Annotated in this window: 22 protein-coding genes and 1 tRNA gene; 6 read left to right on the forward strand and 17 right to left on the reverse strand. The window is 59.9% G+C overall.

Annotation, left to right across the window (positions count from 1 at the left end; genetic code table 11):
* From galE to FQS62_RS09750, 9 genes are all read right to left on the reverse strand, one after another.
* Positions 1–1035: a UDP-glucose 4-epimerase GalE gene (gene galE / locus FQS62_RS09710; protein WP_208043680.1), complete on the reverse strand. Its 1035-nt coding sequence runs from the start codon at positions 1033–1035 to the stop codon at positions 1–3.
* A gap of 24 nt (positions 1036–1059) precedes the next feature.
* Complete coding sequence (locus tag FQS62_RS09715; protein WP_154348943.1) at positions 1060–2169, reverse strand: glycosyltransferase; 1110 nt, start codon at positions 2167–2169, stop codon at positions 1060–1062.
* Positions 2166–3251: a glycosyltransferase gene (locus tag FQS62_RS09720; RefSeq protein ID WP_162292117.1), complete on the reverse strand. Its 1086-nt coding sequence runs from the start codon at positions 3249–3251 to the stop codon at positions 2166–2168. The genes FQS62_RS09715 and FQS62_RS09720 overlap by 4 nt, the downstream gene beginning before the upstream one ends.
* Positions 3252–3360: 109 nt before the next feature.
* Positions 3361–4569: a hypothetical protein gene (locus FQS62_RS09725; RefSeq protein WP_154348945.1), complete on the reverse strand. Its 1209-nt coding sequence runs from the start codon at positions 4567–4569 to the stop codon at positions 3361–3363.
* 93 nt (positions 4570–4662) lie between these two features.
* Entirely contained in the window at positions 4663–5790 is a 1128-nt protein-coding gene (locus tag FQS62_RS09730; RefSeq protein ID WP_208043681.1) for an acyltransferase family protein, read from the reverse strand.
* Positions 5787–7055, reverse strand: coding sequence for a glycosyltransferase family 4 protein (locus tag FQS62_RS09735; RefSeq protein ID WP_208043682.1), 1269 nt, complete (start codon positions 7053–7055; stop codon positions 5787–5789). Before FQS62_RS09735 ends, FQS62_RS09730 begins: the two co-directional genes overlap by 4 nt.
* Complete coding sequence (locus FQS62_RS09740) at positions 7009–8031, reverse strand: glycosyltransferase (protein WP_100442745.1); 1023 nt, start codon at positions 8029–8031, stop codon at positions 7009–7011. Before FQS62_RS09740 ends, FQS62_RS09735 begins: the two co-directional genes overlap by 47 nt.
* A complete protein-coding gene (locus FQS62_RS09745) occupies positions 8024–9478 on the reverse strand; it encodes a flippase (RefSeq protein WP_208043683.1) in 1455 nt (484 codons plus the stop codon). Before FQS62_RS09745 ends, FQS62_RS09740 begins: the two co-directional genes overlap by 8 nt.
* 74 nt (positions 9479–9552) lie before the next feature.
* Positions 9553–10974: an undecaprenyl-phosphate glucose phosphotransferase gene (locus tag FQS62_RS09750; protein WP_100442747.1), complete on the reverse strand. Its 1422-nt coding sequence runs from the start codon at positions 10972–10974 to the stop codon at positions 9553–9555.
* A 310-nt stretch (positions 10975–11284) separates the two neighbouring features.
* Here FQS62_RS09750 and FQS62_RS09755 point away from each other — a divergent pair, with 310 nt between their 5' ends.
* Together FQS62_RS09755 and FQS62_RS09760 are read left to right on the forward strand one after the other, a co-directional pair.
* Positions 11285–11725, forward strand: coding sequence for a low molecular weight protein-tyrosine-phosphatase (locus tag FQS62_RS09755; RefSeq protein WP_049421330.1), 441 nt, complete (start codon positions 11285–11287; stop codon positions 11723–11725).
* Positions 11726–11763: 38 nt separating this feature from the next.
* Complete coding sequence (locus FQS62_RS09760; RefSeq protein ID WP_208043684.1) at positions 11764–13992, forward strand: polysaccharide biosynthesis tyrosine autokinase; 2229 nt, start codon at positions 11764–11766, stop codon at positions 13990–13992.
* Between the two features lie 183 nt (positions 13993–14175).
* Here FQS62_RS09760 and FQS62_RS09765 read toward each other — a convergent pair whose 3' ends face one another.
* The 6 genes from FQS62_RS09765 to FQS62_RS09790 all read right to left on the reverse strand — a co-directional run bounded on the left by FQS62_RS09765 (position 14176) and on the right by FQS62_RS09790 (position 19975).
* A complete protein-coding gene (locus tag FQS62_RS09765; RefSeq protein ID WP_208043685.1) occupies positions 14176–16296 on the reverse strand; it encodes a YjbH domain-containing protein in 2121 nt (706 codons plus the stop codon).
* Positions 16296–17069: a capsule biosynthesis GfcC family protein gene (locus FQS62_RS09770; protein ID WP_154348949.1), complete on the reverse strand. Its 774-nt coding sequence runs from the start codon at positions 17067–17069 to the stop codon at positions 16296–16298. Before FQS62_RS09770 ends, FQS62_RS09765 begins: the two co-directional genes overlap by 1 nt.
* Positions 17066–17758 carry a YjbF family lipoprotein gene (locus tag FQS62_RS09775; protein ID WP_088480650.1) on the reverse strand — a complete coding sequence of 231 codons (693 nt, stop codon included), beginning with the start codon at positions 17756–17758 and terminating at the stop codon, positions 17066–17068. Before FQS62_RS09775 ends, FQS62_RS09770 begins: the two co-directional genes overlap by 4 nt.
* 13 nt (positions 17759–17771) lie before the next feature.
* Positions 17772–18878 carry a polysaccharide biosynthesis/export family protein gene (locus FQS62_RS09780; protein ID WP_088480621.1) on the reverse strand — a complete coding sequence of 369 codons (1107 nt, stop codon included), beginning with the start codon at positions 18876–18878 and terminating at the stop codon, positions 17772–17774.
* An 88-nt stretch (positions 18879–18966) separates the two neighbouring features.
* Positions 18967–19275 (reverse strand): hypothetical protein, encoded by a 309-nt coding sequence (locus tag FQS62_RS09785; RefSeq protein WP_010484749.1) that lies wholly within the window; start codon positions 19273–19275, stop codon positions 18967–18969.
* Between the two features lie 109 nt (positions 19276–19384).
* Positions 19385–19975 carry a phosphatase PAP2 family protein gene (locus FQS62_RS09790; RefSeq protein WP_208043686.1) on the reverse strand — a complete coding sequence of 197 codons (591 nt, stop codon included), beginning with the start codon at positions 19973–19975 and terminating at the stop codon, positions 19385–19387.
* A gap of 109 nt (positions 19976–20084) precedes the next feature.
* Between FQS62_RS09790 and FQS62_RS09795 the strand changes: the two genes are divergently transcribed.
* Positions 20085–20161, forward strand: a tRNA-Arg gene (locus FQS62_RS09795).
* A 286-nt stretch (positions 20162–20447) separates the two neighbouring features.
* Positions 20448–20912: a GNAT family N-acetyltransferase gene (locus FQS62_RS09800; protein WP_208043687.1), complete on the forward strand. Its 465-nt coding sequence runs from the start codon at positions 20448–20450 to the stop codon at positions 20910–20912.
* Positions 20913–20919: 7 nt separating this feature from the next.
* On the opposite strand, the gene FQS62_RS09805 is transcribed toward FQS62_RS09800, so the two are convergent.
* Positions 20920–21477 carry a GNAT family N-acetyltransferase gene (locus FQS62_RS09805; RefSeq protein ID WP_208043688.1) on the reverse strand — a complete coding sequence of 186 codons (558 nt, stop codon included), beginning with the start codon at positions 21475–21477 and terminating at the stop codon, positions 20920–20922.
* A 146-nt stretch (positions 21478–21623) separates the two neighbouring features.
* Between FQS62_RS09805 and FQS62_RS09810 the strand changes: the two genes are divergently transcribed.
* Entirely contained in the window at positions 21624–22517 is an 894-nt protein-coding gene (locus FQS62_RS09810; protein ID WP_208043689.1) for an AraC family transcriptional regulator, read from the forward strand.
* Here the strand turns inward: FQS62_RS09810 and FQS62_RS09815 are convergent.
* Positions 22465–23295: a universal stress protein gene (locus tag FQS62_RS09815; protein WP_049449151.1), complete on the reverse strand. Its 831-nt coding sequence runs from the start codon at positions 23293–23295 to the stop codon at positions 22465–22467. The two genes, FQS62_RS09810 and FQS62_RS09815, sit on opposite strands and share 53 nt — an antisense overlap.
* 170 nt (positions 23296–23465) lie before the next feature.
* On the opposite strand from FQS62_RS09815, the gene FQS62_RS09820 reads away from it, so the two are divergent.
* On the forward strand, positions 23466–24032 hold the full coding sequence (locus FQS62_RS09820) for a TetR/AcrR family transcriptional regulator (protein ID WP_208043690.1): 567 nt from the start codon (positions 23466–23468) through the stop codon (positions 24030–24032).
* Positions 24033–24109 lie beyond the last annotated feature (77 nt).

The raw sequence follows: 24109 nt of genomic DNA on the forward strand, positions 1-24109 counted from the left end.
TCAGGCTGGCAGGGCTTCGTCCAGGCTGCGCGCGGTGTCAGGAATGGCCGGCTGTGGCGACCATGCGGGCGGGTTGCGATGCCACTGCCACGCGCTCTCGATGATCGGTGCCAGCTCGGTCCATTTGGGGTGCCACCCCAGCAATTGGCGAGCGCGGGTGGAGGAGGCGACGAGGCTGGCTGGATCGCCCGGCCGGCGTTCTGCCAACTCAAATTGAATGCTGCGCCCGCTCACCTCTGCTGCAGCGGCGATGACTTCGCGGACAGAGAAGCCCTGGCCATTGCCGAGATTGAATGCATGCGCGCCGGGCGTGTGGTCCATGTACTCAAGAGCGAGCGCGTGGGCCTGGGCCAGGTCCTGCACATGTACATAGTCGCGCACGCAGGTGCCATCGGGCGTGGCGTAGTCATCGCCGAACACCTTCATGGCGTTGCCGATGCCCAATGCGGCACGCAGGACATTGGGGATCAGGTGGGTTTCGCAGGCATGGGCCTCGCCAATGCCGTGGTCGGGCAGGGCGCCAGCGGCATTGAAGTAGCGCAGGCAGGTCGAGCGCAGGCCGTAGGCTGTGGCTGCGTCAGCGAGGATCCGCTCTGCCATCAGCTTGCTGGCGCCGTAGGGGTTGATCGGCGCCTTGGGGTGGTCCTCGTCGATCACATCCGACTGTGGATTACCGAATACCGCAGCGGTGGAGGAGAACACGATGCGATCAATGTCGTGGCGGCGCATGGCCTCCAGCAGGTTCAACGTGCCGGTGACGTTGTTGGCGTAGTAGGTATAAGGAGCGGAAACCGATTCGCCCACCAGCGAACGTGCGGCGAAGTGCATCACGGCGTCAAAGTGACGGCCTTGGAGGGCGCGCTCGAGTGTTTCGGGGGCCAGTAGATCGGCTTCCAGCAGTTCACCCCAGCGGACGGCATCGCGGTGACCAGTAGACAAGTTGTCGAGCACGGTTACGGAGTGGCCGGCTTCGGCCAGATACTGGGCCATGTGGCTGCCGATGTAGCCGGCGCCGCCGCAGATGAGAACCTTCATATTCTTCCCTAAAGGCTAATTGGATCAGGCTTCCTTGCGGATCTTTGCCTGGATGAAAGACGAGAGCTCTTCCCTGAATCGATCAGGCCCAAACTTCTCAGCCCTCGCACGGCATGCGGTAGCCGAAATGGGCCTTGGACGCGCCTCAAAACGAGCGATGGCATCATTGATCGCTTCAACGGATTGCTCGTGGAAAAACAATCCCGTGGCCACGTCGGGGTCGTCGCTTTCTACAACTGTCTCGAGCGCGCCTCCTTTTGCAAATGCGATGACGGGAGTTCCGGAGGCCATCGCCTCAAGCGGGACGATGCCGAAATCCTCTACGCCAGGAAACACCAAAGCTCTCGCATTGGCCAAGTGCTCCTTCAGTGCAGGGAACGGTTGCCGCCCGAGAACGATGACTCGATCCGTTGCCCGCGCCTGCATGGCCGCCAGTTGCTCACCTTCACCGATGATGACCAGGCGCTTCCCGCTGCGAAGGAACGCATCCATTACCAGATCAGCTTTCTTGTAGGCAGTTAACTGGCCGAGGAGCAGGTAATAGTCCTGCTTCTCGGCGCGCGCTTCAAAGTCGTCTACCTCAACCGGAGGGTGGATGACCTCAGCGCTTCGGCGATAGCACTTGTCTATGCGGCGTGCGATGAACTTCGAGTTTGCAATGAAGTGATCAACGCGAGAGGCCGACACGGAATCGGTGATTCGCATGTAATGCATCAATGGTCGCATCAACAGCCTGGTCAGCCATCCAGCATCCGCGAGATATAGCCGATACATGTCCCAGACATACCGCATCGGGCTATGGCAATAGCAGATGTGTACTGCATCAGGATGTGTAATGACGTTCTTCGCGGGCCCGGACTCGCTCGATATGATCAGGTCGTAGCCGGTAAGGTCCAGTTGCTCCAAGGCAATGGGCATGAACGGAAGATACTTCTGATAGCGCTTTCGAGCTCCAGGCAGTCTGGATACAAAAGTTTTCTGCACCCGACGCCCCGCAAGGTGCTTATGTTCTATCTCTGGGCTTGCAACATGTGTGAAGACATCGGCCTCTGGATAGAGCCTGAGTAGTTGCTCAATTACCTTTTCACCGCCTCGCCAAGTGACGAACCAGTAATGGATGATCGCTACTTTCATTCTTTCAGTACTTTCTTGTAAATGGCGGCGGTCTCCATTGCGACGACCTTCGATGAGAATTTGTGCAGCTGCGAATGAAGTGCCTGCTCCGAGAGTGCCTTCTGAAGCGGCTTTTCGTGTGCAACACGCAGTAGTGCGGCTGTGGCCGAGCCGACGTCTCCCAGCGTGTAGAGAAGCCCGACGCCATGTTTACGTACAAGCTCGACATGTCCAGTAACATCCGACAGAACAGAAGGAATACCCAAGGACATTGCTTCCAGCACAGCCAGAGGAAGGCCTTCCCACCGCGAAGTTGAGAGATAGACGTCCGCGGCCGCCAAGTAGTTCAATGGGTTATCAACCTGACCGAGGAAAGTGATGTTGCTCACTCCCTCTGATGCGGCGCGCTCTGCTAGCGTCGGAGAGTCAACGCCGGAACCTATCCAGATGAAGTGCATATCTGGCAGAGCTTTTGCAATGGCATATGCTTCCGGCATGTTCTTCTGATAGTCGAATCGACTGACGGTGACGGCGATGGGCCTTCCGTCCTGCACGCCCAACTTTTGGCGCGCTCGGTCGCGCATATCGCTGATTTCACTTGATGTGTGGCTGACTACGCCATTGGAGATAACGGTCGATGGCCGCTTCCGCCACAATCCAATCGCCCGCGCCTGCGATTTCTCTTCGTCTGATACGTGAATTACGTGCTCCACCCAGAGTGAACTTGCGTTCTCATAAAGGCCATAGATCTTTCTGCTAATCCGTCCGTACTCTCCAACATGAATTCCATGCGCGGTATGAACGCCTGGGATTCGCGCTATGGCAGAAACGAAACGCGCATACAGCCCTGCGCCTTTCCCATGTGCGTGAACTAGATGAATTCCTTCGCGGCGCGCATGCATTGCCAAGCGCCAAGCTTGGCGAAGTTCGAATTTCCTATGGGGGATTCGAAATACGCGGCCACCAGTAATTTCGTTGAATCTCGCCCAGTATGGATCGTCCTCGGGGCAGGCCAAGTAAGGGGTGATCCAGCCTGCGCCATCACGAAGAAGCAATTCCAGATGTCGCGGCCCACCGCCATGGTCTGCGCGAGCTGTGATCATTAGAACTTTGGTTGGTCGGTGGAGTGACTTATTCATATCGCGGCTGGCCCGCTGGGTTGGGGAAGCAGCAAGAATGAGCTCCTAATCGATCGAATCATGATTTTTCAAATCAGCTCTGGTGGCGCTTTGCTCGTGCTAGCTTCTCGTACCCCCCCATAAGAACCGCAGTTCCAGCGAACACGATAAGCTTCGAGTAGGCGAGGAAATTGTCACCCATCCAGAATAGGATGGAGAATGCGATCCATGGATATATTGTTAAGCCTGCGACGTGCCCTGTGATCATGCTCCGCCAAGCAGCCATTGATGCCAGGCCGATGAAGAAGAAGTAGGCCACTGCGAGTATGCCTATGTCTGAGTAGACATAGCCGAACGCGGATGCCCATATGTAGCTTCCGTCAAGCCCCGACTGTGCGATTGCTCCGAATTCGCTTATCCAGGCTTCTTCCTTGGTAGGCATGCCAAACAGGGATGCGAAATCAATCCATCTATTCAAAACCGGAATGTATGTAAGGAATTTGAACGAGTAGACGCCAGTGCCGGAGTAAGGGAAGTTGATGTCCCCATCGAGAAGGGCGGCTAGTCGATTGTAGCTTGCAGCGGTGTATCCGATCACGTTCTTGCCTAGTGCGGCAAGCTCGTCGCTCCCGCGAAGCCATGCCATCGCCAGAAACAGCGCTGCGACTGCTGCGACCATGACCAGGAAGGAGGTCATGCTCTTGGCGAGTTTCAATCTGCCAGTGCTGTATCGATGAGCCAGGAATACGACGGCCAGACCAAATACGCAGGGGAGTAGGTCGTAGCGCGCGACTTTGATTAGCGCGCTATAAATGGCGATCAGTATCCCGCCAGTCAGTACGAATCGTAATATCCATTCCCGCTTGCCAGTTAAGTGTTCGCGATCCATCAAGCGCCATGCGCCCCACCAGCAAGCGGCGTAGAGTGCCGGGAGCGCGTTGGTCATTGCTCCGGTCGCGTCCAGATCCATCTTTGCGCTTCGTCCGTCACTAAGCCATCCCGTCAATAGGTTGGGATTGTTGTTCAGAAGAAGTGCAATGGAAATCAGATTGACTATCGAAAGCCCTACAATGGGGAGGGCAATAAGCGCAGAGCCCATGGGTCTGCGATTGCTTAGGTCGCTCGAAGGATGAGGCGCTCTCCTTCCGAAAACCGTTGCGCCCAAGATGAACGCGACAACGCATCCACCAACCAAAAGGTGGGATGGCAGATGCATGAACATGTAGTTGTTCTCATGCATGATGCCTTGATATGCCGACGGCGGAACCATGGTGCATGCCCAGAAGAATGCATAGGCAATCATGGCGAAGCCAACCGGCGAAATCAGTATGATTCGGGACGTACGAATTTTCACGATGCAATGACTATTAGCCGATGGTTGCGGGGCATGGAGGGACTAGGTGAGTGGCGATGCAGCAACTGGGTTGCCTGTTTTTCCGGTTCTGGTAAGCAGCCTTGCTACGGGTTCTTCCACAAGCCAGTAGGCCGTGGAGGAGATCAGCAGGATGGCGAGCGAGACCACGGCCAGTACGACGCCTGCTGGTGCTCCTCCGAGGCTGAAGCCGCCTTTCAATAATGTTCCAAGAGCCAAAGTGAAGAAGCCATGCGTCAGATATATCGAATATGACGCATCGCCCAACCAGGTTGCTCGACGTAACATCGGTGCTGAAGGAGCAAGCAGCGCAAGCGTTACCAGTACCGCGCTGGGGGCCCCATATATAACCAGCCTGTCAATACCCGTTCCCTTGACTTCTCCCTGCAGAAAGGCGAACACCAAGAGGCCTGTTCCGATAGCTATCAAAGCCCACCGGATAGGGCGGATGGATCGCGATGCGGGTGGGTGTTTGGAGAGAGTCCATCCAATGCATACGCCAAGGAGGAACTCCATGACCAAGGGGGATGAAACCACGCTTTGTATGCTGGCAGGGACAGCGGGAAGAAGCCCAACGAAGGCGATTAGCAGGAAGGGGAGTGCGATCCATGCAAGGCCCTTCTTACGCCAGCCAAAAAGGATGATGAAAGAAAAAATGAGGTAGAAATACATTTCAAACGACAGCGTCCATCCTTGATCGAGGACGGGGTGCAGCGATCCATCCGCTCTGGTCACTGGCACAAGGAGGTATGAGCCCGCGATGACGGAGAAGGAGTACTGATGGGATTTGAGCGCTAGTCCGCCAATCCACATGAGAAGCAGCACTGAAGTCCAAATCCAGTAGGCAGGATAGATACGAAGCACTCGCTTCCGCAGGAAGCTCCGTGCCGAAGAGAAGCCTGACTCCAGCTTGGAAGTGCTTCTGAAAATAATGTAGCCACTTATGACGAAGAACAGGTCGACGCCTGCTGCCCCAAGTCCTGTCAGTAGGGTGAGCGTGGAGCTGAGAGGAGCGGGGTAGTAGCTGTTGAGGGTCAGTCCAACGTGATGAACTACCACTGCAAATGCTGCGACGGCTCGGAGTGCTTGAATGGAGTCAAGCTTTCCATGATCGGCTTGGGCGACGGGCGGCGAAACGGTGACTTGTTTCATGCGGGATTTCCGAGCTGTGCATACAGAGCCAGGTACTTGTCCAACCACGCTTCGGTATCCATGAATGGGCGCGAAGAGACTCTGGCCGCGGCTCCCATAGCGATACGCTCTTCCGGGTTGCTGGCAACTTGATTCAGAAGGCTGAGAAGTTCGCCGTCGTTGTCTGGTTCAAAGAGGAAGCCATTCTGGCCGTGCTGGATCATTTCAGGTATCCCTCCTCGGAGCGAACCCAGAACGGGCTTGCCGAAGGCGAGAGCCTCAAAAACCACGCCCGGGAAGGTGTCATTCCAGAGAGAGGGGACGACGACGGCATCAACTTCCGGGAAGAAGTCTCGCTGCTTGACTCTGCCCAGGAATTTTACCCGTACGTCCTTGGTTTGCTTCTTGAGAGCTGCGACATACTTCTGGTCGCCATCACCTGCGATCCAGAGTTGTGCATCCTCGTGCTCGAAGCGTGAAAAGGCCTGTAGAAGAATCTCCACGCCTTTGCTTGGATCCAGGCGGCCGATGAAGCCAAAGCGAATGCCCTTATGTTCAGGCGTAAGGGCGCCAACGTCGAGAGATTGTGGGTTCCGCGTATTGTTGATGACCGCTTTGATCGGCACCCCTTGAAAATACCCGTGCTGGATATGGCGATCGAGAATGAACTGACTGACCCCGATAACGGCAGATGGCAGACTACTCGCTTTTCGGTGGGGAAGACGCAGCAACTTGCAGTCCGTGCATTGAACTTCGCAGTTGTGCTCATTGCGAAACATCGAGCTCCGGGCACAGATTGCGTACTGGTCATGCAGAACCTGTACGACGGGGATGCTCAATGATCTTATGGTCGCCCAAGATGAGGCCGACCAGCCGGGCAGGCTGTGTACTGACACAACATCCGGCTTCTCCAGTTCGAGAACCTGCTTCAGGTGGCTCTGCATCAAGCGGCTGTAGCCATCAACCGTATGCCAGGCGAGCTTGGATAGCGAAGATGCAATCTTCTCTTTTGTTGGCCAGTACAGGTTGCGGATGCCGGCGCGCCAAATGCGCACGCCTTCGCGCTCGTGGAGGTCAAGTGCCCGTCCTGGTTGGGTCGAGACGAGAATACACTCGTGGCCTTTTTCCTTCAGGGCGCGGATCAGCGTCCAAACAGTAAGCTCCACGCCACCGCCGTCTGCCGGATCGTCATATGTATTCAGGAACAGTATTTTCATGGGTGCATTGGATTCTGACGATTCAAAGCGGGAAGCTTTTGGAAATTCCCAGCCGGGAATTCTTGCCATCGCGGATTGCCCTGAGTAAAAGGCGATATCGCGCGAAGCTCTGCGTCTTGATCGCAAAGAACGTCAATAGTCCGAGATAAATGCAACGGTTCATCCTGTACTCGATCCATGAGCTCGTCCAGATTTTGCTGTCAAAGTAGGCCTGATTGCGTGCCGCGTAGAATGCCCGGAAATCGGATCCGCCCTTCAGCCAGCCCAGGAAGGTGTTGGGGTAGCTTTCCTTTAGATTCCAAGACTCCTCGAGATCTTCAAGTTCCGCGTCTGTAGCAAGACAGATCGTGCCGCCTCGTGCAGTTATGCGCCTTGTGTACTCGGTGTCATCGGCATATAGAACGAAGTCGACGTTCGGGAGTCCAATGGCTTCAAACAGCTTTCGTGAGGCCATTAGTCCGCCGTACGGCGCATAGGGAATCTGGACGGAGGAGGGCGCTTCGCCGAGCGGTGCCTTGGGCCCAATGCGACGCTTGATTTTGAAGATGAGTTGCCGATAGTGAAATCCGAAGAAGCTTGATCGCAAAGGATATGCGCGCTCTGGATCCACGCCTTGTGCGATATCCGCCTGGTGGCTCGGCCGAAATCCCAAAACTGCCGACCTGTCGGCCCCATAAGCCCTGGCGGTTATTTCAAGTTGTGAATGAAGCTTCCTCAGTGCTCCCTTCCGGGGCGCGTTGTCATCGTCCATTAGCCAAATGAACTCAGCGTTGTCAGCGAGTGCTGCCTGGATTCCCACCGAGTATCCATTTGCAGATCCACTGTTGCTGCTCAGGCGGACAACGCGAAGTCTATCACCCCATTCATTTTCGATGATTCTGAGGTCGGACGTCGATGCATTGCTCACAACGACTGCCTGATTCACTCCCTCGCATTCGAATGCGCGGCGAAGCAGTTCACTCAGATACTCGATGCGGTCCGCATAGGTTACCGTAACCAATGTCGTTGATCGCACGGTGGCGTCGAATTTTAGAGGCTCAATCATCGTGACGTAAACGTAGAACGATAGGGGCTGCCAAAGCTATTCCCGCTAATCCAAAGAATATTGTAAGAACAAGTCTGAGTAGGGGGGATGGAATAAGTGCTGCGGCCGTCATTACGGCGATTCCGATAATCACCGCTGCGAGCATTAGTATTGATGGGCGGCGTAACTCTGGGATGGTTGTGCTCGAACATATGCTGAGGAGGAGATAGTCGAGTGCCATTCTTCCGGACCAAGCTATGGCAGCGCCAATGATGCCGAAATGGCTTAGCAGCTGCCATAGCGCGATGGCATAGACGGGAAGCTCTATCAGATGCAGTTTGGCGGTGATGCTTGGGCGGCCGGCCGCTTGCAGAAGTGCGTGGGGAATTCTGGCGATTGAATTTATGACCAAGCCGACGCAGAGCCAGTGGAGCAGTGGCGTTGATTGCCGGGAGAACTGCTCGCCGATCCACAGCGAAAGGCCTTCAGGTGCGAGAACGTATATGCCCAGCGCAATCGGATAGACGGTAGAGAACATTACAATCGCCGCACTCTTGTAAAGTGACGTCAGCTTGTCTGGTCTCCGCGCACTCCAATGTGCTGCGAATGCCGGAAAGAACACGCCTATGAGTGCAATGGGAATGAAGCTGAGGCGGTTGACCAGATCCCCAGGCACCGCATAGTAGGGCAGGAGGTGCAGTGCAACCACGCTGCCGATTACAACCTTATCCAGTTGTGCCATCAGAGGGCTGATCAAGTTGCTCAGCGTGATCCAACTGCCAAACCCGAGAAGCTCGCGTAGGTTACTGCGGTTGAAGCGGCCGGTGCCTACATCCAGTGCGCCTTTGTGGATGGAAATTTGATAATAGAGCACCGTGGTGGCGGCTCTGGCCACAGCAAGTGAAATCGTAGCTGGTACCAGGCTATGGGACCATGTGAGCATCAGTAGGGGGGCGCCAAAGTTCAACATTCCCATCAGCAGACGAACCCGATTGATCGCGTGAAACTCCGCTCGTGCTTCCAGTAGTCCAATAAGGCCGGCTGACAGGATTACGAAGGGAATGCCAAGCGCAAGAATTCGGAGGCTGAGTACGCTCTCATCCCGAAAGCTGGCATCAAGTTTGAGAGCTCCGGCAATTAGCGGGGCAGTAGCAACCAGTAGCGTGCATGCTAGCAAGCCGAGGACAGCCATGGTCGTCATGGCTGTCTTTGTGACGTCGTGAATGTCTTCTGTACTTTTGCTACCTAGCCTGTCCGAGACAAGCTTTGTAAGTGCGCGCCCAATGCCGAAATCGAAGATGCTGAAGTAGCCGATCAGAGCCCAGATTATCGTCAATAGTCCAAAACGTTCGTTGCCGTAGCCTGCTAAAAGGCTGGGGATGGCAAAGAAGGCGAAAGCGAGCGGAATCCCGGCTCCAGCCAAGTTCCAGGCGATGCTATGGGCGAAGGAGCGATTTTTCTTTCTCATTTAGCCCGGCATGCTGCTTGGAGCAGTTCTACTGAAGGGTGGGAGGGCATTCCCTTGAATGCCGCATTCGTTGGCTAGTACGCGTTCTTGTTGATGAACCCCTTGAAGATCGTCAAAAAGACAATCTTCAGATCAAACGAAAGCGACCAATTCTCGATATAGAAAAGATCGCACTCGATGCGCTTGTGGAGATCGGTCGAACCTCGCCAGCCGTTGACCTGGGCCCAGCCGGTGATGCCTGCCTTGACCATGTGCTTCTTCATGTAGGACGGAATCTCGTGCTTGAACTTGTGCACGAAGACCGGCCGCTCCGGCCGCGGTCCAACGATCGACATGTCGCCCAGGAGGACGTTGATGAACTGCGGCAGTTCATCGAGACTGGTCTTCCGAAGGAAACTGCCCACGCGAGTGGCGCGATTTTCGCCGGCCTTTGCCCACACTGCGCCAGACGCACCTTCTGCGTCGACCGGCATCGAGCGGAACTTCAGCATCCAGAACGTCTTGTTGTTCCAGCTCATCCGCTCTTGCCGATAGAAGATCGGGCCTGGGGAGCTCAGCTTCACCGCCACCGCAATCGCGAGCATGATCGGGGAGATCATGAGCAGGATGAGGCCGGCAAGGATACGGTCTTCCAATGCCTTGATCAGGCGGGCGCCGCCCTGGAGCGGAGTCTGCTGGAGATTGATGACGGGAAGGCCGGCGACCTGCTCGACGGAATGGTTCAGCAGGTGCAGCCCGAACATGTCAGGCACGAACTTGATGTCGGCCGTTGAGTGCTGAAGCTGGTTCAGGGCAATTGCGATGTTCTCTTCATCGCGCATGGGGAGTGCAATCCACACCTGGTCGATGTGATTAGCCTCTACGTAGGCGCCGAGCCCTTCCAGATCGCCCAGTCTGCTGGCGTGCTGCACGCTGCCTCGATCAGACGGGGTCGCGAACCAGCCGCGCACATCGATGCCTGCCCAGGTCGCCGATCGCAAGGAGCTGACAATGTGCTCCGAGTCGGTAGTTGCACCGACGATGACCGCGCTGCGGAGGTCTGCGCCACGAGCGCGGATCCAGCCAGCGATGCCGCGAACGCCAATTCGCAGGGCAAATGCGCCAGCCAAGCTCAAGCCAAACCAAGTAGCAAGCCAGATGCGCGAAAGCTCATCCGTGACTTGGATTGCGGTCGAGTAGGCGAGAAGGCCTCCGAAGATCACGGCAAGCTTCATCACGACCTTGCCGAGTTCCGCGAGCAGGCCGCGCCCGCGCCAGCTTTCGTACAATGACGAGGATCCAAGGACCAGAAGTGCGAAAAGAACTGTGATGGAGACCAGTCGGGCGTAGTTCATCGGCATGTGCAGATCGCCGAATCTGATTGCATAGGCGGTCAGTGCAGCCGCCACCAAGACGATGGGATCCCCGATCCTCAAGGCCAAGCTGAGCGCAGGAGTGAACCTGTTTCCCGAGACGTTCCAGAGCCCGGCATGGTGCCGTGCGGGCATGTAAGACATGTCGATTTCTTCCTTGTTGAGGATCCGTGCATCCAGCAATCGCCTCGCTGCCCGGGGGGCTGGCGGCGCCGATCCGGCGGTCAGTCCAACCAGTTAGCTGTTACAATCGATCACACGATGATAACAGAACCTTCACCCAAACGTGACCCGGGTCAGGATTTCCGGGGTAGGGGTGCCGCTCCGTTGACCTGGTAGGGCTGGGTTCAGTTACACCTTCATGTCAGGTATGCTGCTTGGCTAACTTTCTTTCGTATGCGTAGCGTTGCCTGCTGGCGTACGCGCTCCACGTCGCCCGCCAGAGGATTGGCTCATGTTCAACAAGGTGCTGCTGGTCTGCATCGGAAACATCTGTAGAAGCCCAACCGCAGAAGTGCTCATGCGGCACCAGCTTCGGGACCGCACAGGGGTAGAGGTCTCCTCTGCAGGGCTTCAGGCATTGGTCGGTCGGCCGATAGATGAGACCGCAGGAGAACTGCTTCGGGAGAAGGGGCATGATCCCAGCGCCCATCGAGGGCGTCTGGCAACGCCGTCTGTGTTGGCGGCGGCTGACCTGGTGCTGGTGATGGAGCAGTCCCATGTGGCGCGAATCGCCCGCGAGGTTCCTCAGGTGAGCGGCAAGACGTTCCTGTTGGGGCATTGGGATGGAAGGTCGGAGATCCCCGATCCCTACCGCCAGCAGCGGATTGCGTTCGAACACGTCTACGGTTTGATCGAGCAGGGCGTTGCCCGCTGGGCCAGCCATATCAAGTAATTGCCGCACTGGTGCGGTTTTTTCAAGAAACGGAAGCTATGACCAAGGAAACCAGTGCGCGGCCCGCCCGCGAAGACGACGAGATTGATCTGCGGGATCTGCTGGGCGTTCTCATTGACCGCAAATGGTGGATCCTGGGAACAACCTTCCTCTTCGCGCTGGTTGGCGCCGCCTACGCGATCCTGACGCCGCCGGTGTATCGGGCTGAGGCCACGGTGCAGGTTGAGTCGAAGATGCCCACCATTCCGGGTCTAGCAGATCTGACCTCTCTGGGCGGAGGCGGTAGTACCGCATCCACCACCGAAGTTGCGCTGCTGACCTCGCGTACGATTGTCGGTACTGCGGTCGACAAGATGCAGCTCGAGACGGTCATCGAGCCCCGGCGTTTCCCATTGGTGGGCGGACTGATTGCGCGTCGTTTCTCGGGCGAGACTGAGGGCGAAGTGGCGGCTCCGGTTCTGGGGCTTTCCAGCTATGGCTGGGGCGGCGATGAGCTGAAGATCCATCGCCTGGACGTTCCCGCACGGTTGCTCGACGAGCCGATGATGCTTGTCGCAGGTGACAAGGCTGGGGAATACTCGCTGCTTGATGACGAGGGCGAAGCCATTCTTGCCGGCAAGGTCGGCATGCCCGCCGAGGCGCGCGGGATCAGGATTGAAGTCGCGAGCCTGAATGCCAATCCGGGCATGCGCTTCACGCTGACCAAGCAGCGTCGCCTGGACGTCATTGCCGGACTGCAGGAAGACATCCGCGCGTCCGAGCAGGGCAAGGACTCTGGCATCCTCCGTGTCAGCTATGAAGACACCGATGCGGTTCGTGCGCAGGCGCTGGTGCAGAACATTGCTGAAGCGTATGTGCGACAGAATGTCGACCGAGGCTCTGCCGAGGCGGCAACACAGCTTGCCTTTGTGAAGGACCAGCTCCCAACCGTTCGCAAGCAGGTTGAGGACGCCCAGGCGGCAATGGCGGCCTACCAGTCCCGTTCGAACTCCGTTGACATTACGATGCAGACCAAGGGTCTGCTCGAGCAGGAGGTTGCCGTTGAGGCAAGCATCCAGCAGCTGCGCCTGAAGCAGGCTGAGATGGACCGCAGCTTCACACGTGAGCATCCCGCCTACCGTGCGATGCTGAACCAGATCGGTGAGCTTGAGGCGCGCAAGAGTGGTTTCCGCCGCGAGGTCAGCGCACTGCCTGATACGCAGCAGGAGCTGCTGCGACATACCCGTGATCTGCAGGTCAGCAACGAACTGTATACCGCCCTGTTGAACCAGGCGCAGCAGTTGGATGTTGCGCGGGCTGGTACGGTTGGTAACGTCCGGATCGTTGATGACGCGATCGTCGATATCAGCAAGCCGGTGAAACCTCGCAAGCCGCTGATCGTGCTTGTGGCGTTCCTGTTGGGCGCATTCCTGTCCACGGCCGCGGTTTTCCTGCTCCGCATGCTCAATCCTGGCGTGGAGGATCCGGCGCAGATCGAGGAACTGGGGCTGCCGGTGTACGCGGCCATTCCGCTGAGCAACTCGCGGAATCTACTGAAGGTTCAGAAGGGCAAGGGTGGCAAGAAGCGTGTGGTGGGAGATGGTCGCTCTCACCTTCTGGCCGCCGCCGAGCCTGCCGACCTCGCGGTGGAAGCACTGCGCAGCCTGCGCACTAGCCTGCACTTTGCGATGCTCGAGGCCAAGAACAACATTCTGGCCATCTCGGGCCCGCGGCCCGGTGTCGGCAAGACCTTCATTTCGGCGAACCTGGCGGCTGTCGTCGCTCAGGCGGGCCAGAAGGTTCTTGTCGTCGACGTTGATATGCGAAAGGGCACCCTGCACAAGGTGCTGGGCGTGTCGCATTCGGGGGGGTTGTCTGATGTTCTGGCCGGCAAGGTGAGCCTGCAGGATGCGATTCATGCTGTCCCGGGCCTGGAGAACATGCATTACATCACCCGCGGTGATATTCCGCCGAACCCGTCCGAGCTGCTGATGCATCCTCGGTTCCTGCAGTTGCTGGAGGGTTTGGCCAAGGAGTACGACCTGGTGATCGTCGATACGCCGCCGATTCTTGCTGTCACTGACGCCGCCATTGTGGCCAACCACGCAGGCTCTACCTTGATGGTGACTCGATTCGGCGTGAACCAGCCGAAGGAGATCGAGCTTTCGATGAAGCGCTTCGAGCAGAATGGCGTAAAGGTGAAGGGCGCGATCTTCAACGCCGTCGAGAAGCGTGCCACGGGCTATTACAGCTATGGTTACTACGAGTACGCGTCAAGCGAGAAGTGATTGCTCGGACGGGGTGAGCTGAGTAGCTTTTCCCTCCGAGAGACAGAATGGGTCGGTTGCATGTGCAGCCGGCCCTTTCTTTTGGCTGCAGGACACTGGAGCAGCGCAGGCAAACGAGAAGGGCCGGCTGCGCTGGCAACCGGCCCTTTCCTGGTCTCTGTCGAATGGAGTGGGTGACCGCCGTCAGTCGTCGATTCTGTCGAGATTGTCGAAGAAGAAGTCCGGATCCCGCTCTGAGGTCAGCTGGTACAGCGCATAGCTTCGACTCAACCGCGCACCACCATCTCGATACAGCGGATTCCATGCGAACGTCGCACGCGCGCGCGTGGATCGGGGCAGCAGGAAGTCGAAGGGAATCGAAATGAAGATGCCCTTGTCGAAGCTGCCTTCGCCGAAGTCCTTGGATGAAACGTCGGTTTTGGTGGCGTACGCGCCCATGTTCACGCCGTTGTCGAAGGCGCGCGCAACCGAGATCGTGGCACCCCAGTCCTTCGCCAGGTAGCGGCCGGCGCTGATCATGCTGGTGATCTTGTGCTCATCGCCCCACTGATAGTAGAAGCTGGCGTGGCCGGTAGTGGTGCTGTAGTCACGGAAGCTGAAGCGCTGATCGAAATCGCGCTGCTTCACCCAGTTCAGCTCGGCACCCACAGCCCAGCGCTCGTTGAAGGGTCGGTAGAGGATCTCGCCACCCACGCCGCCGTACATGGCCTCGAACAGGCCGGCGTAGGCCGAGCCATACAGGTCTTTGCCCAGCTGATGATTGCTGGTGAGCTGCAGGTTGGTCAGGGTCAGGTCTTCCGTGGTCAGGTACTTACGGATGTTGGTGCGGACCCGGGGCAGGTTGCTTGGCGCGTCGTAGCGGAAGCGGTCGTAGTTGTTGTACGCGTTGTAGCTGGCCGTTCCACTCAGCCAGGTATTCCGCGTGAAGTGGAAGTTGGCCGAGTAGGTGCCTGCGACCTGGAACAGGAAGAAGCCATCAGGACCGCCGAGCTGCTGCTGGTATCCAATATTGAACGCGCCATCGTAGCGTCGAAGTGGCGCCGCATAGAGGCTCTCACGGCGCTGCTGCGCAGGCGCTGCCTGCTCGATGTGGCCGGCCAATTCGCTCAGTGGAGTGCGATTGTCGAGGTAGCTGTTGAAGGTGCTGCGCTCAATGCTGCTTTCCACGATGGGTACGCCCAAGCGGGTGTTCTCGATCGTGAACCAGCTGGTATCGGATGGCAGTTCCGAATCCAGGATGCGTGCCGCTCGGCCAACGCCCTGCGCCGGGTAGTAAAACCGCCGCTGTTCACCGCTGACGATGACTTCCGATCCACGTCGGCTGATGCCTGTGACACGGAGGCCGGCGTTCTCTTCCAGGGTTCGGCTCAAGGCGGGCCAGTCGATGTCATCCATTGACTGCGCAGAGGGTGCCGCGGATGCTCGCGCAACCGGAGGCGGATCCAGCAGCTTGGGCGTGGATTTCGCTCGTGCCACATTGCCGCGCAGGGTAATGCCGAACATGGCTGTGTCGCCGCGCTCCCAGCCAAGATGCAGTTGCACGTTGGGATTCACGGCATAGCTTGCGCCCAGATTGATCGGGCTCTTCTGTGTTTGACTGTTGTTCTGTGGTTCGCGCTTGTAGTCGTTGCCGTCGTACTCAAGCTTCAGCTGCAGGGGTTCCCACGGTGTCTGGTACGCGATGCCGCCGAAGATGCCGACGGGACCGCGGAACATGCCCTTGCTGTTGAAGTTGCCGGTGCCCTGCGCGCGCGGACGCTCTTCAAAGCGATCGCTGATCACCCGAAGCGGATTCGAGAAATCACCTCGATTGCCAATGTAGCCGGTGGCAACGCCGAGGCTTGCATCGATCGGTCCGAACCGCTTGCTCGCAACCAGGTATTCGCTGGAGAACAGGCCGGTGCCACCGATATCGCGGAAGCCTGCGGACAGCTCGGGCGCCCACCGGCTTTCCTGCCACAGCCGGACCTTCAGGTCGATCGACTTGTCCTTGTAGTTCTGCTTGCCGCTCAGCCATTCCGGGCCATAGCGGCGGTTCGCTACTGAAACATAGCGGAATGCGCCTTCGACCCAGGGCAGAGGTTGCATCACCACGTTGTAGCGACTGTAGGGCGAGGTATGGCTTGCGGTGAAGCTCACCTCGCCGTCGTCGGCCATGCGTGCGGTGGGGGTCTGCAGCAGGCCAACGCCGCCCCAATCGCTTGCGGTGGGAGAAGGGGCAGTTTGTGCGTGCAATACAGCACTGACGCTGAGGCTGAGAAGGGCGACACCGGCGCGTGCCAGTGGGATGGAGCGATGGCGCATCAGTACGAAACTCCGGGTGCATCCAGCACCTGGGTGGCAAGGAAGCGCACGGCATCCTCGTTGACATCGGGGGCGATCGTGCGGATCTTCGCAGCGCTCAATGGTACGTAGATCACAGCGCCGGGCGCCAGGCGCACGGGCGCACTGCGGTTCCATAGGGCCACGCCGAGTTGCTCCACCTTGCCATCGGGCTGGATGACGTAGAGATCATCCGGGCTGGCCACTGGCAGCAAGGCACACGCGTTGCGGTAGCTTCGTGCGTCGAGTGTGGCTTCATGCTGCAGCTTGCAAGGCTGTACCACTGCGCCAACAACCTGCACGGTTTCGGGTCGGCCAGGATAGACGACGCGGTCGCCCGCCAGCGCGGGCCGATTCTCCGAGGCACTGGCTTCCAGTCGGCGCGGATCAAGAAGCTGCGGTTCGCGTCCGGTCACTGGCAGATCGCCGAGTTCGCGCGCAAGTTGTGCGGCCGCATCGGCGAGCTCCGGGGCATCCTCCTGAGAGGCGAGCGTTTCCAGATCGAATAGCAGGCCGGCCTTGAGGCGGGTCTGGGACAGCAGCGAGCGTTGCCGAAGAAGAGCGGCGCCCAGCATATAGGCTTCTTCATCCGGCGCTGCAGCGAGTGCGGCTGCGCTGAGGCGGGCCTCGGCGGGAAGCGTGTGCATGCCGGGATTGCGAACATGGCCGGCCGCTTCGACGTTGATCGGCGATGAGGCGTGCGCATGGGGAACCAGCCCCAGTGCCAGCGCAAGAATGATCGGTCGCAGTGTCATCGGTTCTGCAGGTCCTGCGAGTAGGGCTTGAGCTGGACAACTTCAAGGCTGGTGTCGGGTGCGATGGCCTGGATGCTCTTCCAGATGAACCCGTTGGCAGGATCGACCCAGTAGTGGTTGTCGCGCTTCCAGCCGTTGCCCTTAAGCTGCTCCCGCACGTGCAACAGCTCGCGCTCGCTCTCCAGGATCCGGACCTTCTCTTTGCCCAAGGTGGCCAGGGTGCCGGTGACGTTCATTCCATACCTGTAATCAGGCATGACGTCATAGCGACGCTGCACGGTCGTGCCGTCTGCTATCCGGTGCAGGGCGTGGAAGGGGGAATCCCCTTCGAGCGTCATGTCCTGCAGTTCCGGGTTGCTGCCGTGGGTGCCGACGACGATGCCATCCCTGAGAAAGACGATGCTTCGCTCGGAGCTGTACCACGCCTGGCGCCCGGAATCGATGTTGCCAAGCACCAGGACCGCGCCACCCGCAGGCCCGGTGACCTTGATCTGCGGGAACCGATTGGCAGCAACCTCGGCAGCCGTTGGCTCCACATCGGGCTTGCCCTGCAGTGCGATCTGCACCGACTTGACGCTGGTCTTGCCCACGACACCGCAACTGGTTGCGGTGATGAGAACAAGCAAGGCCAGCGCCACGGGGCGCTGGCGGCTTGCATGTCGGGTGGCAGCCTGAGCGATCCTGCTCATGGTGCGGACCACCTTACTTATCCAGGTCGCTACGCGCGCTGGCGGCGTTGCTGATGATGGAGGTGAATGGCAGCAGCTGGTTCACGAACCGGCTCCAGCGGGTCACGCCAGCGGCACCGACGAACACCACATCGCCGGGCTGCAGGTCGAACTGGCTGGCCACAGCGAACGCAGTCGGGGACTTGGCTTCCAGGTGGAACACCTTCGAGGGGGTGCTCTGCAGGTCGTTCGAACCGCGGATCACGTACACAGCATTGCCGTTGGAGGTGGTCTGCAGCAGGCCGCGCGCGCGGCCAAGTGCCTGGCTCAGGGAAATCTCGCCGGTCTTGAAGTTCATTGCGCCGGGCTGGTTGACTTCGCCGACCACGAAGACTTCCTTGTGATCGAGGTAGGGCACGTAGATGTGGTCCCCTGCCTTGAGGAACACGTTGGTGTCACCGCCGCCGCTGCGGCCCAGTCGGTCGAGGTCGATGGTGTACGTTGTTCCATCGCGGGTCAGGCGAATGCCGGACAGGTCAGCCTGTGTCGGATCCAGGCCTGCCTGGCTGATGGCATCGCCCATGGTCAGCGGGGTTACCGTCAGTGGAACGGTGGCTGCCTGGCGCGAGGCGCCGGTGACCCAGACGCGCTGGCTGGCGTAGGTCAGCATCGACACGTCCACCTGCGGCGCTTCGATGTAGCGCGCCAGCTTGGTCGTGATCTCTTCGCGCAGTTCGCCGGGCGTCTTGCCCGTGGCGGTGATCTTGCCGATGTAAGGGTAGAAGAGCGTGCCGTCGGACTGCACCAGGCGACCCGCGGCGTTGAGCTGCTGCTGCGGGCCTGCCGGCACCGTCAGTTCCGGATGATCCCAGACAGTGATGTAGAGGATGTCGCCGGCGCCAATGCGATACGGACCCGGTTGATACTGGGTCAGGGCAGCGGGGATCGACGCGACATCGCGGGTGGCGCGCTCCATGGCAATCAGCTTGGGCGTGATCGGAATCAGATCGATCTGGTCATTGCCGATGGGCTGATCATCGCGAGCGAAAGTGCTCGAGCGAAGATGCTGACCTGGAGCCCACATGCAGCCGGTCAGGGTGAGTGCCACCGTCATTGTGGCTACGAAACGCTTGCAGTCCATCGAAATCTGTTCCTGGCCCGAACGGGCATGAAAAAACCCTCGCCGAACATCGCCCGGCGAGGGCGGGGGTGCCGCTTCGGTTGACCGATTAGTTGGTGCCGGTGGTGCCGGTGGTGCCGGTCGTACCCGTGGTGCCGGTCGGCGGGTTGGTGGTGCCGGTGCCGCCGTTGTTGCCCGCGTCATCCTTGCTGCTGTCAGCGGCAACGCTGTACAGCACGCCGGCGGCGGCAATGCCCAGGCCGACGGTCGCGACGGTGGTCAGGGTTCCGGTGGCGGCAGCGCCTGCGGCTTCAGCGCCAGCGACTTCAGCGCTGGTTTCGGCAGCGACCGGGGCTTCCTGGGCGAACACCGGCGAGGACAGGCCCAGCAGGGCCAGGGCGGCAATCATCTTCTTCATCTACGGGGTCTCCTACTCCGTGAGGGAAATTTTTCCACCGCTATGTTGGCGGCTATTCATTTGCCCTGTCAAGGAACGTGAAGAAAATGTGCAATTGAATTGGCAGATTTCAGAAGTGCTGGAAGATCTCAGCCCTCCCGGAGATGAGCTTGGCTAGTGCAATAACGAGTTGGTGCGTGTGGACGTCCGGCAAGGCGAGGGGTGGGACCATTCCCGCGAGTACGGCAGCGACAACAGCCATCGCAGGGGCACGAGCGATGGGTGATGCGGCGTGCAGTGCCCACGTGCCGCAGCTCAGCCCAAGAGCCAGCCCGGCAATGACTTCCGAAAGGCTATGGGCATGCAGCGGGATTCGTGACCAGGCGATAGCGGTGGCCAACAGCGCGCCTATTACCAGGCCGATCGCCCGTGCGCGCTTGCCGGGGCCGGCAAGCAGTACACCAACGACCGGATAGACGACACTGGACATTGCGGCATGCCCGGAGAAACCGGTGAAGTGCACGCTCTTGATGCCAATCCCCCAGCCCATGAAGGCCAGCTTTGAGGCAAGCGTGATGCCGGCGGTGACGGCGATGGCCAGCAGCCATCGGCATTTCAGGTGTGCGTCTGCGCGGGGCAGGGTGATCAGCAGCACCAGGGCCATCGGCAGCAGCCAGCGGCTGTCGCCGAGGGCGGAGAGGGTTCGCCAGACGTCGGACATCCAGTTCACAACGGGTCGCGGCGGGCCAGCATATCTACTCCGAGGGCTGTGCAGAACGCCCCGCGCTTGGTCCATTCAGCCAGACGCGGTATCCTTTGCTGCTGCCAATGGCCCCGTAGCTCAGCTGGATAGAGCGTCCCCCTCCTAAGGGGAAGGTCGCCCGTTCGAATCGGGCCGGGGTCACCACCCGCCATACCGCATGGCAACCGCAGTCCGGTGTTCTACAACACCCCAACCCGCCCAGCACCGCCGCCACCTCCTCACGCTCACCGCCCCGCAGCTCCTGCAAAGGCAGTGGCAGTGACAGGCAGTCTTCGCCGCACAGCCCAGCAGGGCCGCCGCGCAGGCCATGACGCGATTCCCATCAAGCCGGTCATACAAAGACCACACCGGCGCCAGTCGTGCCCACAGGGCCATGGCACCCTTCTCGTGCAGCGTGTCTGCCCAGTGCAAATGGCGCACCATGAGTGTCATGCAACCGAACCTTCGCCCCGTCCAGCCTTCCCACTACGCCACCGTCGCCCGCTGGCCCGAATCCGCCGAAACCACCCAGCGCTGGGCGGGCCCCGGCGTGCCGTTTCCCTTGCCGCCGGAACGGTTCGCGCAGGTGCTTGAGCTCGCGGTGCGCCCGGGCTGGGCGCTGCTGGACGAGCAGGACCTTTGTGTAGGCTTTGGCCAGTACTGGATGACCGACACAGGCACTGCGCACCTGGGCCGCATCATTGTTTCCCCACGGGCACGCGGGCGCGGCCTTGGCCGGCTGCTCATGCAGGCCATGAGTGCACAGGCCATGCGCGAAGACGGTATCGAGCGGCTCACCCTGCGTGTCTATCGTGACAACACGGCCGCCGTGGCCCTGTACCGCGATCTCGGTTTCCAGCAGGTTGAAGCGTCCTCAACACCAGAACTTCTTTTCATGCAGCGCACGTCGGCCTGAACTCCGCTCATGCCGGCAAGGTGGCCTGCAAGGCAAACCATTGCTCGCGGGTGATGCGGCTGATGTGCTCGGTGCAGTAGTCGCCGAGGAAGCTGTTGAACTTGTCGACCTCGGTATGATGATGCTGGAAACCGCATTTGCTCTGCGCGGCCAGCGACTGCAGGTTGTCGGCGAAGTAGCCGCACCACAGCGCAGCCAGCTCCAGATCCATGAAGGCGTGCCGCATCACTTCACGCACTGCTTCGGGCACCAGCCCGCGCCCCCAGTACGGCACGCCGATCCAGTAGGCGATCTCGCCTTCGCGGTCGCTGATCTCGAAGTTGCTGTCGGCGCCGATCAGGATGCCGACGCAGCCGATCGCGTGGCCGTCCTCGCGGCTCTGCAGGGCGTAGACCTCCGCCTGGTTGAAGACGGTGCGGATGATTTCGGTACTTTCCTCGACGCTGGTGTGCACCGGCCAGCCGGCGATGGGGCCCACGCGCGGGTCGCGGGCGTATTCGTACAGATCGGCGGCATCGGTGTCGCGCCAGGGGCGCAGGATCAGGCGTTCGGTGTGTAGCTGCATGGCAGTTCCAGATACGGAAAGAGAGTGCACAGGCTAGGTTCCGGCGCATCGCGGGCACAGGGCCAGACCTTGATGATTTCGGTACTTTTCACAACTCAATGCCGAGGCCCGTTATGCTGTGCCCCGGAATCCAGTCGGAACGGCCCATGGACCGCGTACCCCAGCTTCTGGATCAGGACGAATCCATGCGCCTGGAGGTCAGCACGCTGGCCGAAGGGCAGGGCGTCCCGTTGTCGTTCGGTCACGCCTATCTGGCGGCACTGGTATGCGTCTCGGGGCGCGCCCGCTTTGCGCTGAACTTCCGCGAGGTAGCGGTGCAGCGTCATGATGTGCTGGTGTTGGCCGAGGACACGCTGGCGTTGCTGCGCCAGCGCTCGCGTGGTTTCGTGGTGATGGTCTGTCTGATGCCCAAGGCGCTGGCATCGGAGGTGGCCTATGTGCTGCCCAATGCGCTGTTCCAGTTCCTGCACGAGCAGCCGCACTGCCGGCCATCACCGCTGGATGTGCCGTTGCTGCAGGGGTGGCTGCAGCTGATGATGGACGCGCAGCACAACGGTGGACGGCACCGCCATGTGATGCTGCGCAATCTGCTGCAGAGCTTCTTCCTGAAGATGGCCACGTTGCTGCCGAAGCAGAAGAGGGTACCCGCGCAGGTCAGCCGGCGAGAACGCCTGGCTTGGAACTTCTGGGAGCTGGTGGGCCAGCGCAGCACGCGCCAGCGTGACGTGCAGTCCTATGCGGAGGCGCTGTGCATCACCCCGTTCTATCTCTCGCAGCTCACCCGCGAATGCTTCGATGAAACGCCGAAGGCGTTGATCGACCGCCAGGTGGTGCTGGAGATCAAGGCGCTGCTCACGTACAGCGAGTTGCCGATCGGACGCATTGCCGATCGCCTGTGTTTCGAGGATGCGTCGTACCTGTGCCGGTATTTCCGGCGGCATACCGGTCAATCGCTGACCGGCTACCGCCGAGCGGGGCTGGGTGGGACTAGTGCGATACGAACAGCGGCGCCGGCACTTCGGCAAGCAGGTCCTCGGTGACCCCGCCAAGCACGCGCTCCACCACCCGGCTGCGGCTGTAGGGGCCCAGAACCAGCAGATCGGCTTCGGCGTCCAGCACGTGTTGGCGGATGGTCGCGGCGATGCCGCCCTGGCTCGAGTTGATCGCCTGTATTTCCACTTCAACGCCGTGCCGCGCCAGATGCTGGGCCATCTCTGCGCCGGGTGTGGCCTCGGCCTTGGGCGTGTCGACCATCAGCAGGTGCACTGCCTGTGCACGCGCGAGCAATGGCAACGCATCGGCCACCGCGCGACGCGCCTGTTTGCTGGCGTTCCAGGCCACCACGATGCGATGGCCGACCTGATCGCCTTGCCAGTGCGGCGGTACCAGCAGCATCGGCACGCCGGTCTGGCGCAGCGTTCCCAGCGGGTGCCAGCCAGAAGGGGCACCGGGCGTGCGCGGATAGCCGGCGATGATCAGGTCGCAGTACAGCGATTGCAGGGCCAGGTCGGCTCCGCCCAGATAATCCGAAACGATGCGTAGCTCGGTGCTGATCTGCAGTGGTTCGGACAGTGCGCGCAGGTTCTGCATCAACTGTGCGGTACAGGCCGCGTCGGCGCGCGCTTCATGATCGAGCGCGGCGGCGATGCCGGCGCCACGCGCGAAGCCGTTGGCGATGTCGGTGGGATGCTGGGCAGTGGACACTGCGACCAGATGTGCCTGCTGTGCCTGTGCCAGGTGGGAGGCGATGTTCAGTACGCGTTGTCCGGTGTCGCTGGCATCGAACAGCACAGCGATATCGCGCAGTGGATGCAGCATGGCCTTTCTCCTTCGATGCCTGTGACGCGTTCCCTGCCATGCACCGACCCGGGTGCACCGGACGCAGCTCCGTTGTAGCGCATCTGTGATTCGGGTGAATCAATTTTGATTCAGTTTATTAATTGATGATTCATGCTAGCGTGTTCGTACCCCCGGTTTCCGACCCTTTCATGCGACCCGCCACCGCCCGCCCACGCCGCGACCTGCACCACGCCCTGGCGGCAACCCTGGTCAGTCATCCGCGCTGCACGCTCAGTGAGCTGGCGCGGGGTGCCGGCATCAGTCGCGCCACCCTGTACCGGTTCGCGCCGACCCGCGAGGCGATCGACGAGGCGTTGTTCGCCGCAGGCTTCGAGCGCTTGGAGGCAGCGGCCAGTTGGTTCGACGATGGCGCGGATGCACAGCATGTGCTGGAGCAGGTCACCACCACGCTGCTCGCCGATTGGGAGCTGGTGACCCTGGTGTTCGCGCGGATGATGGAAGAGCAGCAGCGGCAGGGTGACCTGCATCTGCTGCCAGAACGCTGGGCACCGATAGGCGATCGATTCGAAGCCTTTTTCCTGGGCGGTCAGAAGACAGGCGAGTTCAACGTCGAATTCAGCGCGGTGTGGCTGGCGGACTTCTACTGGACCTGCTTCTACGGCATTACCTGGTCGCTTGCGCGTGGCCGCATGGCACCGGCATCTGCAGCTTCCACGCTGCTCGCATCGTTCCGTCATGGTGCTGGGACGGCCTGATAGGGGTGTCCGCGGCGCGCAATGCGCCGCGATGTGCTGCGGCGTGCAACTCGCGCCGAATTCGCGTGACGTCTTGC

The organism is Stenotrophomonas sp. SBJS02 (assembly GCF_020428325.2).
GTDB classification, from domain to species: domain Bacteria; phylum Pseudomonadota; class Gammaproteobacteria; order Xanthomonadales; family Xanthomonadaceae; genus Stenotrophomonas; species Stenotrophomonas africana.

What these genes read in the sequence shown, in the direction of transcription:
- galE (WP_208043680.1), bottom strand. Translation starts at nt 1,035, where the DNA reads ATGAAGGTTCTCATCTGCGGCGGCGCCGGCTACATCGGCAGCCACATG.
- FQS62_RS09715 (WP_154348943.1), bottom strand. Translation starts at nt 2,169, where the DNA reads ATGAAAGTAGCGATCATCCATTACTGGTTCGTCACTTGGCGAGGCGGT.
- FQS62_RS09720 (WP_162292117.1), bottom strand. Translation starts at nt 3,251, where the DNA reads ATGATCACAGCTCGCGCAGACCATGGCGGTGGGCCGCGACATCTGGAA.
- FQS62_RS09725 (WP_154348945.1), bottom strand. Translation starts at nt 4,569, where the DNA reads ATGATTGCCTATGCATTCTTCTGGGCATGCACCATGGTTCCGCCGTCG.
- FQS62_RS09730 (WP_208043681.1), bottom strand. Translation starts at nt 5,790, where the DNA reads ATGAAACAAGTCACCGTTTCGCCGCCCGTCGCCCAAGCCGATCATGGA.
- FQS62_RS09735 (WP_208043682.1), bottom strand. Translation starts at nt 7,055, where the DNA reads ATGGCAAGAATTCCCGGCTGGGAATTTCCAAAAGCTTCCCGCTTTGAA.
- FQS62_RS09740 (WP_100442745.1), bottom strand. Translation starts at nt 8,031, where the DNA reads ATGATTGAGCCTCTAAAATTCGACGCCACCGTGCGATCAACGACATTG.
- FQS62_RS09745 (WP_208043683.1), bottom strand. Translation starts at nt 9,478, where the DNA reads ATGAGAAAGAAAAATCGCTCCTTCGCCCATAGCATCGCCTGGAACTTG.
- FQS62_RS09750 (WP_100442747.1), bottom strand. Translation starts at nt 10,974, where the DNA reads ATGTCTTACATGCCCGCACGGCACCATGCCGGGCTCTGGAACGTCTCG.
- FQS62_RS09755 (WP_049421330.1), top strand. Translation starts at nt 11,285, where the DNA reads ATGTTCAACAAGGTGCTGCTGGTCTGCATCGGAAACATCTGTAGAAGC.
- FQS62_RS09760 (WP_208043684.1), top strand. Translation starts at nt 11,764, where the DNA reads ATGACCAAGGAAACCAGTGCGCGGCCCGCCCGCGAAGACGACGAGATT.
- FQS62_RS09765 (WP_208043685.1), bottom strand. Translation starts at nt 16,296, where the DNA reads ATGCGCCATCGCTCCATCCCACTGGCACGCGCCGGTGTCGCCCTTCTC.
- FQS62_RS09770 (WP_154348949.1), bottom strand. Translation starts at nt 17,069, where the DNA reads ATGACACTGCGACCGATCATTCTTGCGCTGGCACTGGGGCTGGTTCCC.
- FQS62_RS09775 (WP_088480650.1), bottom strand. Translation starts at nt 17,758, where the DNA reads ATGAGCAGGATCGCTCAGGCTGCCACCCGACATGCAAGCCGCCAGCGC.
- FQS62_RS09780 (WP_088480621.1), bottom strand. Translation starts at nt 18,878, where the DNA reads ATGGACTGCAAGCGTTTCGTAGCCACAATGACGGTGGCACTCACCCTG.
- FQS62_RS09785 (WP_010484749.1), bottom strand. Translation starts at nt 19,275, where the DNA reads ATGAAGAAGATGATTGCCGCCCTGGCCCTGCTGGGCCTGTCCTCGCCG.
- FQS62_RS09790 (WP_208043686.1), bottom strand. Translation starts at nt 19,975, where the DNA reads ATGTCCGACGTCTGGCGAACCCTCTCCGCCCTCGGCGACAGCCGCTGG.
- FQS62_RS09800 (WP_208043687.1), top strand. Translation starts at nt 20,448, where the DNA reads ATGCAACCGAACCTTCGCCCCGTCCAGCCTTCCCACTACGCCACCGTC.
- FQS62_RS09805 (WP_208043688.1), bottom strand. Translation starts at nt 21,477, where the DNA reads ATGCAGCTACACACCGAACGCCTGATCCTGCGCCCCTGGCGCGACACC.
- FQS62_RS09810 (WP_208043689.1), top strand. Translation starts at nt 21,624, where the DNA reads ATGGACCGCGTACCCCAGCTTCTGGATCAGGACGAATCCATGCGCCTG.
- FQS62_RS09815 (WP_049449151.1), bottom strand. Translation starts at nt 23,295, where the DNA reads ATGCTGCATCCACTGCGCGATATCGCTGTGCTGTTCGATGCCAGCGAC.
- FQS62_RS09820 (WP_208043690.1), top strand. Translation starts at nt 23,466, where the DNA reads ATGCGACCCGCCACCGCCCGCCCACGCCGCGACCTGCACCACGCCCTG.